Here is a 14,784-nt window from a genome sequence, read left to right on the forward strand (position 1 = left end):
CTCGTCAGACAGCGGCCCTGTGTCCGGCGCCTAGATCGCGCAGGATCAGTTTTTCGGGCGACTGGCCGACTGGCAGCACAGGCGTTCCACTGGCATCACCAGCCTGCCGTTCTGGCAGAGGCCGCGTGGGATCCGGGACTGGCACTGCGGACAGCAAACGGCGGGTATAGGGATGGCGGGGCGAATGCAGCACCGCATCACGCGCGCCTTCCTCAACCACCTGCCCCAGACGCATGACCATGACCCGGTCCGCAACCTGTTCGATCACCGCCATGTCATGGCTGATGAAAAGGAAGGCTAGCCCGTCCTCGTCCTGCAGGCTTTGCAACAACTCCAAGATCTGCGCCTGAACCGAAACATCCAGCGCCGAAACGCTTTCGTCCGCGACAAGGATCTTTGGCGACAGTGACAAGGCCCGCGCGATGTTGATCCGCTGCCGTTGCCCGCCGGAAAACTCATGCGGATAGCGCTGCATCATGTCCGGCGACAGGCCGACACGGCGAAACAGCTCTGCCGTGCGGTCACTCATCTCCGATCCACTGGACAGGCCGTGAATGACCAGAGGTTCAGCCACTTGCTCGCCAACGGTCATCCGCGCATCCAGCGAGGCACCGGGGTCCTGAAACACCATCTGAATGTCCCGGCGCACCGGCTTCAGCGCGCCTGGGCCCATGCCATAGGTCTGCTGCCCCAGAACCGAGATCGAGCCCTGCCATGGCACCAGCCCCAACAGGGCCTTGCCAATTGTTGATTTGCCACAGCCGGATTCCCCGACCAGCGCCAAGGTTTCCCCGGCACGCACGGTAAAGGACACCTGTTCCACCGCGTGGACCCGCGCCTGCACCCGGTTGAGGATACCGCCGCGCATATCGAACCGCACCGACAGATCGCTGACCTCCAGCACCGGGGCGCCGTTTTGCACCTCGGGGCGGGGCGGCGCGGTGCCAAGACGCGGAACCGCAGCCAGCAATTCCCGCGCATAGTCGCTTTGCGGAGCGACAAAGAGATCGCGCACAGGGGCGCTTTCCACCTCTTGTCCGTGGCGCAGGATCACCACCCGATCCGCCATTTCCGCCACCACGCCCATATCATGGGTAATCATTAGCACAGCGGTTCCATGATCCTTTTGCAAGGCGCGGATCAGATCGAGGATCTCTGCCTGCACCGTCACGTCCAGCGCGGTGGTCGGCTCATCGGCGATCAGAACCTCGGGATCGCAGGCCAGCGCCATGGAGATCATCACCCGCTGCCGCATGCCGCCGGACAATTCGTGGGGGTATTGCTTCAGTCGCCGTTCCGGTTCCGTCAGCTGCACATCCTGCAGCAGTTTCAGCGCCCGCGCAGGGGCTTCTCCGCGACTGCAGGCGCCATGTTCCAGCAGCACCTCGGCCAACTGGTCCTGCACCGTCATCAGCGGGTTGAGCGAGGTCATCGGTTCCTGAAAGATCATCGCCACCCGCACGCTGCGGATATCGCGGTAGCCACGCGGGCCAAGGGTCGTCAGCTCCAGATCGCCGAGTTTCACCGAGCCGCCCGCGATGCGGCACATCGGCTCTGGCAACAGCCCCATGATCGCCAGCGCGGTCATGGATTTGCCGGAACCGCTTTCGCCCGCCAGACAGAGCGTTTCGCCCCGCTTCAGATCAAAAGACAGCCCATCCAGAACCGTCTTCGCCCCCGAAGGGGTGGCGACCTGAACACTCAGGTCGCGCACTGTCAGCACGGTCTCGCTCATTCGAACACCACGTTCGGAAAGTAGAAACTGACCACCCAGTTCGGCATGTCGACGATTTCGGAAATCCGCAGATCACCACAGACGGAACACAAAAGGTACGCGTCCTCGGCCGACAATCCCTTGGTGCGGCCCAGAAGGTCGACCATGGCGCTGACAGCATCCTTCGCGGCCTGCATCATGTCATTGCCGATGCCTGTGGTGACTTCATACCCTTTGGCATCAAGATGGCGCGTCACCGGCCCCGGCGTGGAAAAACGTGGGAAGTTCAGGGTTTCCCCCTTCACCACGTCCAGCGTGACCTCCACATCCATCGGCGATTCAATCGCCGTGCCGCAAACCTCGCCATCGCCCTGCGCGGCGTGGGTATCACCGATGGAGAACAGCGCCCCTTCGCATTCCACCGGCAGATACAGCGTGGTGCCCGCCGCCAGATCACGGATATCGAGATTCCCGCCCATGCGGCGCGGCGGCACCACAGAATGCAGGCCTGCCTCGGCCGGGGCCAGACCGATGGTCCCGGCAAAGGGTTTCAGCGGCACCTTGGCCAGATCGGAGAACAGCGATGGCGCCAGGGTTTCCGCATCGTAATCCCAGACCTTGAGGTAGGGATCGGTGAACTGATCGGCGAGCAGGCCAAAGCCCGGAATATTCGCCGTCCAGCCGAACCCCGAGGGGTGGAAGGCTTCGATCTTGACCTTCAGCACATCGCCGGGTTTGGCCCCATCGACATAGATCGGCCCGGTGACCGGGTTGATCTTGCCAAAATCCAGATTGGGCACATCCGCGCTGGTGCTGTCCTTGTTGAACTGCCCGCCCGAACTGTCGAGACATTGGAAATGCAGGCGCGATCCGGGAGCCACCGTTTCCACGGGCGGGAGCGAATTGTCCCACCCGTGATGGTGTGCACCGTGGATCGTGTAATCACAGTGCTTACACATTTTTATTCAGCATCCTTCGAGTAGATGTAGTCATAGTTGACCGGAATATGGACCGGATCAACGAACAGGCTGTCGTCGCCCGCGATCCTGTCCGAGGTCAGGGTGAAGCGTTGCTCGTTGAAGACCGGCACCCAGGGGGCATCCGCCATCACATCCAGATAGATGGATTTCCACGCCTCGATCCGGGCGTCGGCGTTTTCCGCGCCGGTCATGGCGTCCGCCTCGGCAGCGCGGGCGTCCAGTTCCTCGTTGCAATACCAGGACCAGTTCCAGCCGCCCTGAACCGCGCCGGCGCAGCCCAGGATCGGACCGTAGAAGTTCGACGGATCCGGGAAGTCGGCGATCCAGGCCATGCCGCCGGACCAGATCATCGGCGCCTGATCGGCCTCACCGCCTGCGGCGATCACATTGGCCTGTGCAAGGCTGCGGATCTCGGCGGTGACACCGATCTCCTTGAGGTCCTGCTGGATCGCCTGTGCAATCCGCGGGTTGGGATCGACGTTCATCACATAAAGCTCGGTGGTGAACCCATCGGCAAAACCAGCCTCGGCCAGCATTTCCTTGGCGGCGGCGGGATCAAAGGCATAGCCTTCGTAATCCTCGGCGTAGCCCGGCATCGACGGCGGCAGCGGCTGGTTTGCCGGAACCGCACGGCCGTTGATCAGCTTGACGATACGGTCCTTGTTGATCGCCATGTTGACGGCCTTGCGCACGGCGACATTGTCGAACGGCGCCATCTGGGTGTTCAGTGTGATGTAACCGGTGTGCAGCTGGCCACCTTCGATAACGTTATCCTTCTGTGCCGGATCGTTCATCACCTGCAGGAACTGCGCGGGTGGGATGCCGTCGCCGGGCACATCCGCCTGCCCCTGTTGCAGACGCAGCAGGGCAACGGTGGGCTCCAGTCCGATTTCAAAGGTCACCTGATCCAGCTTGGGCAGGTTGGCGCGGTGGTAATCGGCGAACCGTTCGAACACCACGCGCTGGCCCGGCGCCCATTCCGCCAGTTTGAAGGCGCCCGAGCCGACCGGCTGGCGACCAAAATCTTCGCCAGCCGCCTCGACCGCTTCCTTGGGCACGATGGAGGCAAAGTTCAGCGCCATCACATGGCCAAAGGTCGCGTCGGGACGGGACAGGGTGATCTCGATGGTCTTGTCGTCGATCACCTTGACGCCCGAAAGCCCCTCGCCTTCGCCCGCGTTCCAGCTGTCAAAACCCGCGATCATGCCAAAGAAGCCTGCGCCAGGAGAACGGGTTTCGGGGTTGGTGACGCGCTCTAGCGAGTATTTCACATCCTCGGCGACAATCTCGCGGCCGTTGTGGAACTTGATCCCGTCCTTCAGGGTAAAGGTATGGGTCAGACCGTCCTCGGAAATGGCATAGTCGGACGCCAGTTCGTTGCGCAGCGTCGTTGTGCCCGGCTCATAGCCCATCAGCCCGTCGAACAGCGATTTGATCATCGACCAGTTCTGCCAGTCATAGCCGATGGCGGGGTCCAGCGTGGCGACATCGTCCTTGTAGGTGACGGTCATGGTGCCACCCATCGGGGCATCTGCATTCACCTCTGCGGCTGCCATATGGCCGCACAAAGCCAGTCCGGCGACACCGGTTAAAAGAAATTTCTTCATGATTTCAGTCCTCTGTTGGTTTTACCGTTTCTATTTGGTCTTGATACGGGGATCGATTGCCGGCGCCACGAGGTCCGCCAGAAGATTGCCCAGAACGATCGCGGTGGCCGAAACCATGGTCACACCCATGATGACCGGAATGTCCACGCGCTGGATCGCTTGCCAGGCCAGCTGGCCGATCCCGGGCCAGCCAAAGACGCTTTCCACAACCACGATGCCGGACATGAACAGCCCGATGTCGATGCCGATCATCGCGATGATGGGAAGAATGGAATTGGGAATGACGTGCCGCAGGATGATACGGGCCTTGCCCAGCCCCTTGGCCCGCGCGGTGCGGACAAAATCCTGGCCCAGCACGTCGATCATGCTGGAACGCATCATGCGGCTGTACCAGCCCGCACCGAGAAACCCGAGCGTCACCGCAGGCAGCACCACATGGCCAAAGGTGCCGTAACCGCCAATCGGGAACCAGCCCAGTTTCACCGCAAAGACATAGAGCAGCAGAATGCCGATGACGAATTGCGGCGCCGAGATGCTGACAAAGCTGAAGATCATCAGCCCGTGGTCTGCGGGCTTGTTGCGGCGCAGGGCCGCGACGATACCGATGGTCAGGCCGAACACCAGCTCGGTCACGATGGCCGCAACCATCAGCAACAGGGAGGCAGGCAGCCGCGCGGCGATCAGCTCGGAGACTTCGGCGCGTTGCAGATAGCTGCGCCCCATGTCGCCCTGTAACAGCGCCGTCAGGTAGTTCCAGTACTGCACGACAAAGGGATCGTTCAGCCCCAGCTGATCGCGGATGTTCTGCACCGTTTCGGCGGTGGCCGACCGCCCGGCAATCTGCCGCGCCGGATCGGCCGGCACCAGATACAGCAGGATAAAGGTCACCAGCGTGATCCCCAGAAGGATCAGCACGCTCTCCATCAGGCGGCGGACAAGATAGGCCTGCATCAGTGGCGTCCTTTCAGGGTCGGATCAAGAATGTCGCGCAGGGCATCGCCCACCAGATTAAAGGCCAGCGCCAGCAACAGGATCGCAATGCCGGGGAAGAAAACCAGCCAGGGGGCGGTGGTGAAATAGGTCTGGTTTTCAAAGATGATATTGCCCCAACTTGGCATCGGGGGCTGCACGCCCACGCCAAGGAAGGACAGCGTCGCCTCCAGCAAGACCGTTGTCGAAATCCCCAGAGTGCCAAAGACGACGATGGACGACAAAAGATGCGGCAGCAGGTGTTTGAACAGGATGCGCAGGTGGCCCGCGCCCAGCGCCCGCTGCACGGTGATGAAATCACGCTCGGCCAGCGACCGGGTCTCGGTATAGATCACCCGTGCCATCTGTACCCAGTTCACCATCGCGATGACCAGCGCCACGATCAGCAGCGAGGGCTGAAAGATCGCCGCCAGAACAATCGCCAGCAGCAGCGCCGGAAAGGCCATCATCAGATCGGTAAAGCGCATCAGCACCGCGCCGATCCAGCCGCCGAAATAGCCTGCCGTAATGCCAACCCCGGCGCCCAGCAGGATCGCGATCCCATTGGCAAGGATACCGATGATTAGTGAGGTGCGCGTCCCCAGAATAAGCCGCGAAGCCAGATCCCTCCCCAAAAGATCCGTGCCCAGCGGGAAATCCGCGCCCGGCGGCAGAGGCGCCCCGGCCAGACTTAGCCCGTCAAAGCTCTGCTCAAACGGGTCATGCGGCATGATCCACGGCGCCAGCAACGCGGCGCCCACCATCAGGATGATGATCACCATCCCAAAGGCCGAGCGCGGCCGGGTCATCAGCTCATAAATCACACGTCGGCTGCGCGCGCCGCGGCCTGCTGTCATCTGACCGTCTGTGGCTGCTGTCATCGTCATGCCTGCCCCCGCATGGCCGGGCGCGCCAGAAACCGGACGGCAGCATCTTCCAAGGCGACGCGCTCTACCATGGCAAAGGCACGCAGTTTCTTCAGGGCCGTCGCCTCATCGACGCCCTCAGAGCGCATGATGACAAGAACCGCCTGCAACAACTCCAGCCGCATCGAGGCGCGCCGGTTGCTTTCAGCCTCACGGCGGCGGGTTTCCATGCGCTCCTTGAACCGGGAAAAGCCCAGCACCAGCGCCGAGTAGATATTGGCGGTGGCATTGACCGGCAGATAGGCGTCCAGACCCTGCCGCACGGCCCATTCCAGGCGTCCCGGCGTTTCCGACCCGATCAGCCCAAGGATCGGCATAGGCGCAGATTGCGGCGACCAGGGGAATTGCCCGTCCTCGGCCCGGTCAAGGTCCAGAACCAGCAGATCAGCGCGGACATCTGCCTCTTCCAGCGCGGGCCAGCGCCCTTCGGCCTTGATGCCAAGCGTGCCCAGACGTCGGACCAGTTGATCCCGCATTTCAGCGCTGGGATGCAGGACAAGAGCGTGTTTTCCGGCGAAGCTATAGGTCATTTTACGATCCTCAAACTGGGCGTCTGGAGCGGCGGGGCGGATACAAGGGGAACGCAGGTCAGATAGGGGTCCGCAGCGACGGGGCCCTCGGCAGAAGACAGCAGATGAAACTGTGCGTTCTCGGCCTGCGCGATATGCGGTGTCAGCGATGCGTGTCGGGTGATGGGGTCGATCTGAACCGGCCCCAGAACCGTTTCATGGCGCGCATCGCAGGCCGCATGGAACACCGCCCTTGGCGCGGTGGTCCCGGTTTTCGCGACGGTTTCGGCCAGAATGCGAACGCTGGCATAGGAGGTGGCAAAGACGCAGGAACAGCGCCCGTTCGGCGATTTTTCCCGGGCACGGCGCACGAAATCCTCGGGGCCAAGCGGCTCGAAATAGGTCCCGGCCGAGATGATCCCGTCGCCATATTGGCCCAGCACATCAAGATCCGCTTCGGATTGGTTGCAGGACAGGATTGTCGGGCGCTGTCCGGTGGGCAGTCCGCGCAAGAACGCCTCATTCGACGGACCGATCAGCGAATTGACGACAACATCCGGCTGCTCGGCGATGATCTCGGAGAGGGCCAGATCGGAGTCCACATCGCCAAGCGGTACGAAACGCTCGCCGACGATCTCAACCCCGGCGGCGCTCAGCCGTTCGCGGGCCAGACGCAGCGTTTCCCAGCCCCAGACATAGTTGGAGCCAAGCAGGTAGGCACGGCGCGTGCCTTGGCTCAGCACCCGGTCCAGCAGCGGGATCATATGATGGTTCGGCGCGCCCCCCATGTAGACGACGTGATCGTTGCTTTCGAAGCCCTCATAGGGGCACGGGTACCACAGCATCGCGCCATAACGCTCCAGCACCGGAATCATGTCCTTGCGGCTCCAGGAGGTGATGGCGCCCACCACGTGTGACACACCACCAGCAAGGATATCGCGGGTCATCGCTTCATAGGCCTCGGGGCGGCCCGCCGGATCACAGGTCACGGGCGCAATTCGGGCAATTCCCTCGCGCTCCAGATCGGCGATGGCCAGCTCGGCCCCCGCCAGTCCGGCCTGTCCCAGCGCGGCGTAGGGTCCAGAGGTCGAGAAGACCAGACCAAGATCGAATTCTAGCATAGTACCCCACAAACGAAAAAGCCCCGCCACCCTGCAAGAGGGTGATCGGGGCTCAATTGCCAACGGCGATCAGGTCGCCATGTAGGTCCAATAAGGCTTAACAGGACCGGGAAGTCAAACTCTTCGTGGCCGTTTTGTGACGGCTCAGACGCGGGCGCCGATTTTTTGGGCAGCCGCGAAGGCGGCCCTTTGGCGCCTGTTTCTACCGGTCCCATGACGCCGTAGACTGCCGTCCCGCCTGACCCATGATACCTTTGGCCGCACCGGAGTTGCGGCTAGCCAAACAGCGACAGCAGGATCCCCCCGACACACAAGGCATTGGAAATGATCAGCAGCGCAACCGCCAGAGAGCCAAGGTCCTTTGCGTGTTTTGCCTGCACCGACCATTCGGGCGATATACGGTCGGTCAGCACTTCGATCGCGGTATTGAGCGCCTCAACCGCCAGCAGGAGTGCAAAGAGAATGGCAAAGGCCGCAAGCTGTAGAGCAGAGGCCCCAAGAACCAGCAGCAGGAACCCCGTCCCAGCCCCCGCGACAAGCTCCAGCCGGGCGGCGGTTTCCCCCATCAACCGCTGCAATCCGCCAAGAGAATACCGGGCAGCGGCAAAGACATGCGCAACGCCGGTCACGGCAGGCGGGATTTCTTGCGGGGCTGCGCCCTGCGATTGATCACGTACCGTCATGTTGCGGGCCTCGCGATACGGCAGCGCGACGCCAGATCCAGCTCCGGCTGCCGGACCTCGGTGCGGATGTCGAGGAGGCCCAGAACCGTATGGAACAGATTGTCCTGGCTGACAGGTTGATCGGTCATATCCTTCAGACAGGCGCCATCAAGATGCATCGCATCGCGATAGCTTTCCGGCAGCCACATCAGGAACGGCACCCGAGTCTGCGCCTCCGGCGCCATGAACATCGGCGCGGCATGCAGGTACAACCCACCCTCCCCCAGGGATTCACCGTGATCCGAGATATACATCAACGCCGGTAGAGCATGGTCCTGCGCGTTCAGCATTGAAATCGCCTTGGCCAGGATGTGGTCGGTATAGGCGATGGTATTGTCATAGGCGTTCACGATCTCTTCCGGCGTGCAATAGTCGAACTCGGCTGTTCTGCAATCAGGCGTGAAGCGGGCAAACGCCTCGGGGTAGCGCCTGTAGTAGGCGGGCCCGTGGCTGCCGATCATATGCAGCACCAGCACGGTGTCTTCCTTGATCGCTCCGATCTGCTGCGCCAGCGCCCCAAGAAGCGCCGCATCGCTGCACTCCCCATCGGCGCAGGCCGCCGGATCAAGCGTAACATCGACCTGCCGCGCCCCGGTGCGCCGGGCGATCCGCTGATCCCCGGTGTTGTTGTCGATCCACACAGGCTGCACCCCGGCATGATCCAGCACATCCAAAAGGTTCTCCTGCCCCATGAAAGCGCGATGGCTGTAGTCACTCCGGCCCAGCGCGGAGAACATGCAGGGCAGCGACACCGCCGTCGATGTTCCACAGGACGAGGTTTCGCTGAAATTGAGGAGATCAAGCCCCGCCAGCTGCGGCGTGGTGTTCCGCGCATACCCATTCAGCGCGAAATTCTGCGCGCGGGCGGTCTCTCCGGCGAAGATCACCAGCAGAACCGGTTTTTTTGCCGCCAGCAGGTCTTCCCCCTTGGCTGCATCCTGTCCCAGCGGTGCGACTTCTGTGTTGCTGGCCCGGATTTCCATCTTGGCGTAGCGGGCGATGGCGCCAATGGTGGCGCCGGGCTGGTAGCTGCCCATCAACTCGTGATGCTCTCGGATGACCGAGGCATTTGCCTTGAGGTTGACGAACAGGAAACCGAACGTCATCGCGAAGCTTGCGACAGCAGTCAGCGGCAGCTTCCACAGGATATGCCGGAACTTCGGATAGGTGATGCGCGGCCAGAACAGCAAGGCAGCGGGCAGCACGCCAGTCAGCCCCATGTAACGAAGATAGGGCAGCGTGATCAGTTGCCGGGATTCCGCATAGGTAGTGTTCATCACGTTCTGGATCATCAGCTTGTCGATCATGATGCCCAGGTGCCCCTGATACCATGAGGCCGCCGCCGCCAGCAGAATGAGAATGGCAGCCACCGGGCGCTGCACGCGCGGCCAGCTGAACGGGCTAAGGGTAAAGAACGTCAGCATCCAGACCGCAGCCCCGAACAGCACCACATTCATCGGCGCGCCCTCGAACAGCGTCGAGAGATGCCGCCAGAACGCCGCGTTGAAGGCCACCAGCATATAAGTGGCGACCAATATGTTGAGCATCGTCGGCGACAGCTCCGGTCGCCTGACCTGTGACAGGCGGGCGTTCAGCCTTCTCACGGCTTCGGCAAATCGTCCATGCAAGGGGCATACCTCCGGTAAAATATATCTGGTCTGGGCCGTCTTCAGCTGCTGTCGCCTGGGACGCTTCGTTGCCTCGATCACCGGAAATCTCCGGCCATTGCGGCTGGCGCGGCGCGGACGAAAGAACTGATGACAAGCCTCTGCCTGCGCCACCGGATGCCGCAGCAAGCTTTCAGTAACCTTACATCTCTCCGGGTCGGCCGAAACGCTCCGGGCCAGGAACGTCATGCTTCTGTCAATTAGCTGCGGTACCTCTGGCGCCACGCGCAGCAGCACGGGCGAGCACGATGAAGTACCGCACCCTCTTTCTGTCTGACATCCATCTGGGTACCCCGGGGTGCCAGGCCGAACTGTTGCTTGACTTCCTCAACAGTCACGACGCGGACAGCTATTACCTGGTGGGGGACATCATCGACGCCTGGCGGATCCAGCGCAAAGGCTTCCTGTGGCCGCAGGCCCATAATGATGTGGTGCAGGCAATCCTGGCAAAGGCCCATGATGGCGCCGAGATCTATCTGATCCCCGGCAATCACGACGAATTCCTGCGCTCTTACCTCGGGACGCATTTCGGCGGCATCGAGGTGGTGCAGACGGCAGATTTCATCGCCGCCAACAACAAACGCTATCTGGTGACCCATGGCGACCAGTTCGATTCCGTGGTGGTCAATGCAAAATGGTTGGCCCACCTTGGAGACCGGGCCTACGATTTCATGCTCTGGCTCAACACCCGCATCAACCGGCTTCGGCATCTTTGGGGCGGGCAATACTGGTCCTTGTCCAAATGGGCCAAGCATCAGGTCAAACAGGCGGTCAATTTCATCAGCGAATATGAAAACGTCCTGACTGCCGAGGCCCGGCGCGGTGGTTATGACGGGGTTATCTGCGGTCATATCCACAGCGCCGCCCTCCGCGATATTGGCGAGATTTCCTACGTCAACACCGGCGATTGGGTCGAGAGCTGCACTGCCGTGGCGGAACAGGAAGACGGGCAACTGGTGCTGATCGACTGGACCCGCTCGGCCCGCCGCGCCCATCACCGCAGCCGCCGGGCGCGGCGCAAGGACAAACAGTCCGAAAAAGACAGGCAACTTGAAAATGTATGAGAGGTGCCCCCGATGAGTACGACCGCACAGGCGCGGCTGGATGCTGCCGTTTTGCAGGATGGCGATGCCGCAACCGGACGGCTGGAGCATCTGTTCTCGCGGCTGTTCCTGGGCCTTGTCTATCCGCAGATCTGGGAAGATCCGGTTGTCGATATGGCAGCCTTGAATATCAAGCCGGGAGACAATCTGGTCTGTATCGCGTCCGGCAGCTGCAACCTAATGTCCTATCTCACTGCAGGCCCCGCGTCGGTTACCGCCGTCGATCTGTCGCCTGCCCATGTGGCGCTGGGGCAGCTGAAACTGACCGCAGCGCGCTGCCTGCCGGATCATGCGGCGTTCTACCAGTTCTTTGCCCGAGCCGATCTGGCCAGCAATGTCGCGCTCTATGACCGGTACATCCGCCCCAATCTTGACCCGCACACGCGGGATTTCTGGGACGCGCGGCAACCGATCCGCCGCCGGATCTCCGTGTTTCAAAACCGGTTTTACCGGCACGGTCTGCTGGGGCGTTTCCTCGGCGCTGTGCATCTAGTGGCCCGCCTTGGCCGCGTAGACTTCGCGCCGCTTCTGGCCGCGCGGACGTTAGAGGATCAGCAGGCGTTTTTCGATGAAGAGATCGCGCCGCTGTTCGACATGTGGCTGGTGCGCAAACTGGCCGGGTTCCGCGCCGCCCTGTTCGGCCTTGGCATCCCGCCGGCGCAGTATGACAAGCTCGCCGCTGACGGTGGTGGCGACGTCCTGCCGGTCCTGCGCGAACGGGTGCGCAAGCTGATGTGCGATTTCCCGATCCGGGAGAATTATTTCGCCTGGCAGGCCTTTGCCCGGCAATACGACCCCGCCCCGGATGGATCATTGCCACCCTACCTGAACCGGGAGAACTTCGAGGCTCTGCGGCAGAGTGCAGACAACGGACGGATCGTGAACCGCTCCCTCACCGATCTGCTGGAAGCCGAACCGGACGGGTGCAAGGACGGCTACGTGCTGCTGGATGCGCAGGACTGGATGAATGATACGCAGCTGAATGCGCTCTGGGCGCAGATCACCCGCACGGCAAGACCGGGCGCACGGGTGATTTTCCGCACCGGCGGCAGCGCCGATATCCTGCCCGGCCGGGTCCGGCCCGATCTTCTGAACCAATGGACCTATGACGCTGAAGCCTCGGCCGAAGGTACGGCAGAGGATCGTTCGGCCATCTACGGCGCCTTCCACCTCTACCGCTACAAGGGGCTTTCCCATGTTTGATTCAGCGCCCGATACCCACGCTGATCTGATGGATCAGACCTATCGCCATCAGCGGGTGATCTATGATCTCACCCGCAAATACTACCTGTTCGGACGCGACCGTTTGATTGCAGACCTCGCCCCCAAGGAAGGTGCACATATCCTGGAGGTCGCCTGCGGCACCGGGCGCAACCTGCATCTGGCGGCCCGCAGATACCCGCATTGTGCCTTTTACGGGCTGGATATTTCGTCCCAGATGCTGCGTTCGGCAAAGGCGAAATTGAAAGACCGGGCACAGCTGGCTCAGGCAGACGCCTGCGATTTTGACGGCGCCGCGCTGTTTCAGCGCCCCCGGTTCGACCGGATCTTTGTATCCTACGGGATTTCGATGATCCCGGACTGGAAGACCGCCCTGCGCATGGCAGCGGTGCACCTGAAGCCCGGCGGTGAACTGCATGTGGTGGATTTCTCGGATCAATCCGGATGGCCTGACTGGTTCGAAGCATCCCTGCGCCGATGGCTGGCGAAATTCCACGTCAGTCCGCGGCTGAACCTTGAAACCACCCTGCACAGGATTGCCGCAGAGACCGGCGGCACGGCAGAGCATCGCCAGCTTTACCGCGGCTATGCGCAGTACGGCGTGCTGCGCAGGCCGCGTTGACCTGAAGGCTAGACCACGGCGCGGCTCTCCGGGCCTGCTGCGGACCGCTGCCTCTTTCAAGCAGCACCGGCGAAAAACCGATCACAGACAGGGCATTCCGGGTTGCACAAATGGTTGTCACCGCGGCGATGCCGCGCCCCAAAGAAGCAGACTTCGCTGAGCAAGCACCACAGGCTGAGATCCAGAGATTCACCCAATGGGGCCAGTTGACGTGGATCAACGCGCATATGCGGTAGGCCGCATATACATGCGTCATGCAAGAGATACTAAACGCCATTTATGACTCGACCCGCCGCGCCGCCCTCGCCATCGTTTGGGACGGCGGCGAGCACTGCGTCTGTGAGTTGATGGAGCGGCTTGATGTAAGCCAAAGCCGCATGTCGCGACACATGAAGGTGCTGCGCGAAGCTGGTCTGGTTATCGACCGGCGAGACGCTCAATGGGTCAGGTATCGTCAGAACCCGAGTATCCCGGCAGAAATCGCGGCTGTCATCTCTGCGGTCTTGCTGGCGGAAAACTCTCTCGAACAGGAGATGGCATGACCACAGATACCCAAGGACTCTCCGCGAAGCATGCGGCACCGGATTGGCTGTGGTATGCGGCTGTTGTCGGGGCCGCGGTCGTTGGCTGGCTGGTATACAGGCAGTTGATCCCGTTTTCTGAATGGGTCACCAGCCTTTTGCCCGTTGCCCGTGACAGTCACACCGGCGAAGCGATCGCCTTCTTCGTATATGACGTCCCCAAAGTGCTCCTGCTTCTTACCGGCATCGTCTTCGTGACGGGTGTCCTGCGCAGCTGGTTCAGCCCGGAAAAGACGCGTACCATCCTGGCTGGCAAGCGGGAGTTCTTTGGCTATCCGCTGGCCGCCTTTCTTGGTGTTCTGACACCGTTTTGTTCTTGCTCATCCGTGCCCCTTTTCATCGGTTTCGTTTCCGCAGGGGTTCCCTTGGGCGTGACGTTTTCGTTCCTGATTGCCGGTCCGATGGTCGGCCCGGTCGGACTTGGGCTGCTCTATGCTCTGGTGGGATGGAAAATCGCCACGATCTACCTTGTATTCGGTTTCACGATCGCAACCGTCACCGGCTACGTGATGGGAAAGATGCGACTGGAACGCTATCTGCAGGACTGGGTGCGCGACCTGAATGCAGGTCCTGTTGGTGCCCTCCCCGAGGAGACGGTTACTTTCGTCGACAGGTTGAAAACCGGCGCAGAGCAAGTCCGGGAGATTGTCGGCAAAGTCTGGATCTGGGTGCTGATCGGGATCGGAATTGGCGCGCTGATCCACGGGTATGTCCCCGAAGCGATGATGCTGAAAATCATGGGCGGTGAGGCATGGTGGTCAGTGCCGACGGCGGTCGTCTTGGGCGTGCCGATGTACACCAATGCCGCGGGTGTCATTCCCATCGTCGAGGCACTGCTTGGCAAGGGCGCGGCCCTTGGCACGACGCTTGCTTTCATGATGTCGGTGATCGCTCTGTCGCTGCCCGAAATGATAATTCTCAAACAGGTGCTGACCCTGCGGCTGATCGCGATTTTTATCGCCATTGTTGCCGCCGGTATTCTCGCCACTGGCTATCTGTTCAACTTCCTTCTGTAAACGCCCCCATAGATCCGCTCTTGAAA

Annotated in this window: 14 protein-coding genes; 5 read left to right on the forward strand and 9 right to left on the reverse strand. The window is 61.6% G+C overall.

Annotated elements, in window-relative coordinates:
* Positions 1 to 4 precede the first annotated feature (4 nt).
* From AC5SSZ_RS16030 to AC5SSZ_RS16070, 9 genes are all read right to left on the reverse strand, one after another.
* Positions 5 to 1,735 carry an ABC transporter ATP-binding protein gene (locus tag AC5SSZ_RS16030; protein WP_495438805.1) on the reverse strand — a complete coding sequence of 577 codons (1,731 nt, stop codon included), beginning with the start codon at positions 1,733 to 1,735 and terminating at the stop codon, positions 5 to 7.
* Positions 1,732 to 2,673 (reverse strand): acetamidase/formamidase family protein, encoded by a 942-nt coding sequence (locus AC5SSZ_RS16035; protein WP_274833875.1) that lies wholly within the window; start codon positions 2,671 to 2,673, stop codon positions 1,732 to 1,734. The genes AC5SSZ_RS16030 and AC5SSZ_RS16035 overlap by 4 nt, the downstream gene beginning before the upstream one ends.
* Positions 2,674 to 2,675: 2 nt before the next feature.
* Positions 2,676 to 4,301, reverse strand: a complete 1,626-nt coding sequence (locus tag AC5SSZ_RS16040; RefSeq protein ID WP_490363091.1) for an ABC transporter substrate-binding protein — start codon at positions 4,299 to 4,301, stop codon at positions 2,676 to 2,678.
* 30 nt (positions 4,302 to 4,331) lie between these two features.
* A complete protein-coding gene (locus AC5SSZ_RS16045) occupies positions 4,332 to 5,252 on the reverse strand; it encodes an ABC transporter permease (RefSeq protein ID WP_495438808.1) in 921 nt (306 codons plus the stop codon).
* A complete protein-coding gene (locus tag AC5SSZ_RS16050) occupies positions 5,252 to 6,157 on the reverse strand; it encodes an ABC transporter permease (protein ID WP_370571121.1) in 906 nt (301 codons plus the stop codon). Before AC5SSZ_RS16050 ends, AC5SSZ_RS16045 begins: the two co-directional genes overlap by 1 nt.
* On the reverse strand, positions 6,154 to 6,726 hold the full coding sequence (locus tag AC5SSZ_RS16055; RefSeq protein ID WP_495438809.1) for an ANTAR domain-containing response regulator: 573 nt from the start codon (positions 6,724 to 6,726) through the stop codon (positions 6,154 to 6,156). Before AC5SSZ_RS16055 ends, AC5SSZ_RS16050 begins: the two co-directional genes overlap by 4 nt.
* On the reverse strand, positions 6,723 to 7,826 hold the full coding sequence (locus tag AC5SSZ_RS16060; protein ID WP_495438811.1) for a transporter substrate-binding protein: 1,104 nt from the start codon (positions 7,824 to 7,826) through the stop codon (positions 6,723 to 6,725). Before AC5SSZ_RS16060 ends, AC5SSZ_RS16055 begins: the two co-directional genes overlap by 4 nt.
* Before the next feature lie 275 nt (positions 7,827 to 8,101).
* Positions 8,102 to 8,509 (reverse strand): diacylglycerol kinase, encoded by a 408-nt coding sequence (locus AC5SSZ_RS16065; RefSeq protein ID WP_274869205.1) that lies wholly within the window; start codon positions 8,507 to 8,509, stop codon positions 8,102 to 8,104.
* A complete protein-coding gene (locus tag AC5SSZ_RS16070) occupies positions 8,506 to 10,176 on the reverse strand; it encodes a phosphoethanolamine transferase (protein ID WP_495438813.1) in 1,671 nt (556 codons plus the stop codon). Before AC5SSZ_RS16070 ends, AC5SSZ_RS16065 begins: the two co-directional genes overlap by 4 nt.
* 287 nt (positions 10,177 to 10,463) lie before the next feature.
* On the opposite strand from AC5SSZ_RS16070, the gene AC5SSZ_RS16075 reads away from it, so the two are divergent.
* The 5 genes from AC5SSZ_RS16075 to AC5SSZ_RS16095 all read left to right on the forward strand — a co-directional run bounded on the left by AC5SSZ_RS16075 (position 10,464) and on the right by AC5SSZ_RS16095 (position 14,758).
* Positions 10,464 to 11,279 carry a UDP-2,3-diacylglucosamine diphosphatase gene (locus tag AC5SSZ_RS16075; RefSeq protein WP_495438815.1) on the forward strand — a complete coding sequence of 272 codons (816 nt, stop codon included), beginning with the start codon at positions 10,464 to 10,466 and terminating at the stop codon, positions 11,277 to 11,279.
* A gap of 12 nt (positions 11,280 to 11,291) precedes the next feature.
* Positions 11,292 to 12,521 carry a BtaA family protein gene (locus AC5SSZ_RS16080; protein ID WP_495438817.1) on the forward strand — a complete coding sequence of 410 codons (1,230 nt, stop codon included), beginning with the start codon at positions 11,292 to 11,294 and terminating at the stop codon, positions 12,519 to 12,521.
* The gene (locus AC5SSZ_RS16085) at positions 12,514 to 13,161 is read left to right on the forward strand and encodes a class I SAM-dependent methyltransferase (RefSeq protein ID WP_495438819.1); all 648 of its coding nucleotides are present in this window, start codon (positions 12,514 to 12,516) and stop codon (positions 13,159 to 13,161) included. The genes AC5SSZ_RS16080 and AC5SSZ_RS16085 overlap by 8 nt, the downstream gene beginning before the upstream one ends.
* A gap of 254 nt (positions 13,162 to 13,415) precedes the next feature.
* Positions 13,416 to 13,703 carry an ArsR/SmtB family transcription factor gene (locus AC5SSZ_RS16090; protein ID WP_495438821.1) on the forward strand — a complete coding sequence of 96 codons (288 nt, stop codon included), beginning with the start codon at positions 13,416 to 13,418 and terminating at the stop codon, positions 13,701 to 13,703.
* Positions 13,700 to 14,758 carry a permease gene (locus tag AC5SSZ_RS16095; RefSeq protein WP_495438822.1) on the forward strand — a complete coding sequence of 353 codons (1,059 nt, stop codon included), beginning with the start codon at positions 13,700 to 13,702 and terminating at the stop codon, positions 14,756 to 14,758. Before AC5SSZ_RS16090 ends, AC5SSZ_RS16095 begins: the two co-directional genes overlap by 4 nt.
* The last annotated feature ends 26 nt before the right edge of the window (positions 14,759 to 14,784 follow it).

The organism is Phaeobacter sp. CC-HEC084, assembly GCF_059429255.1.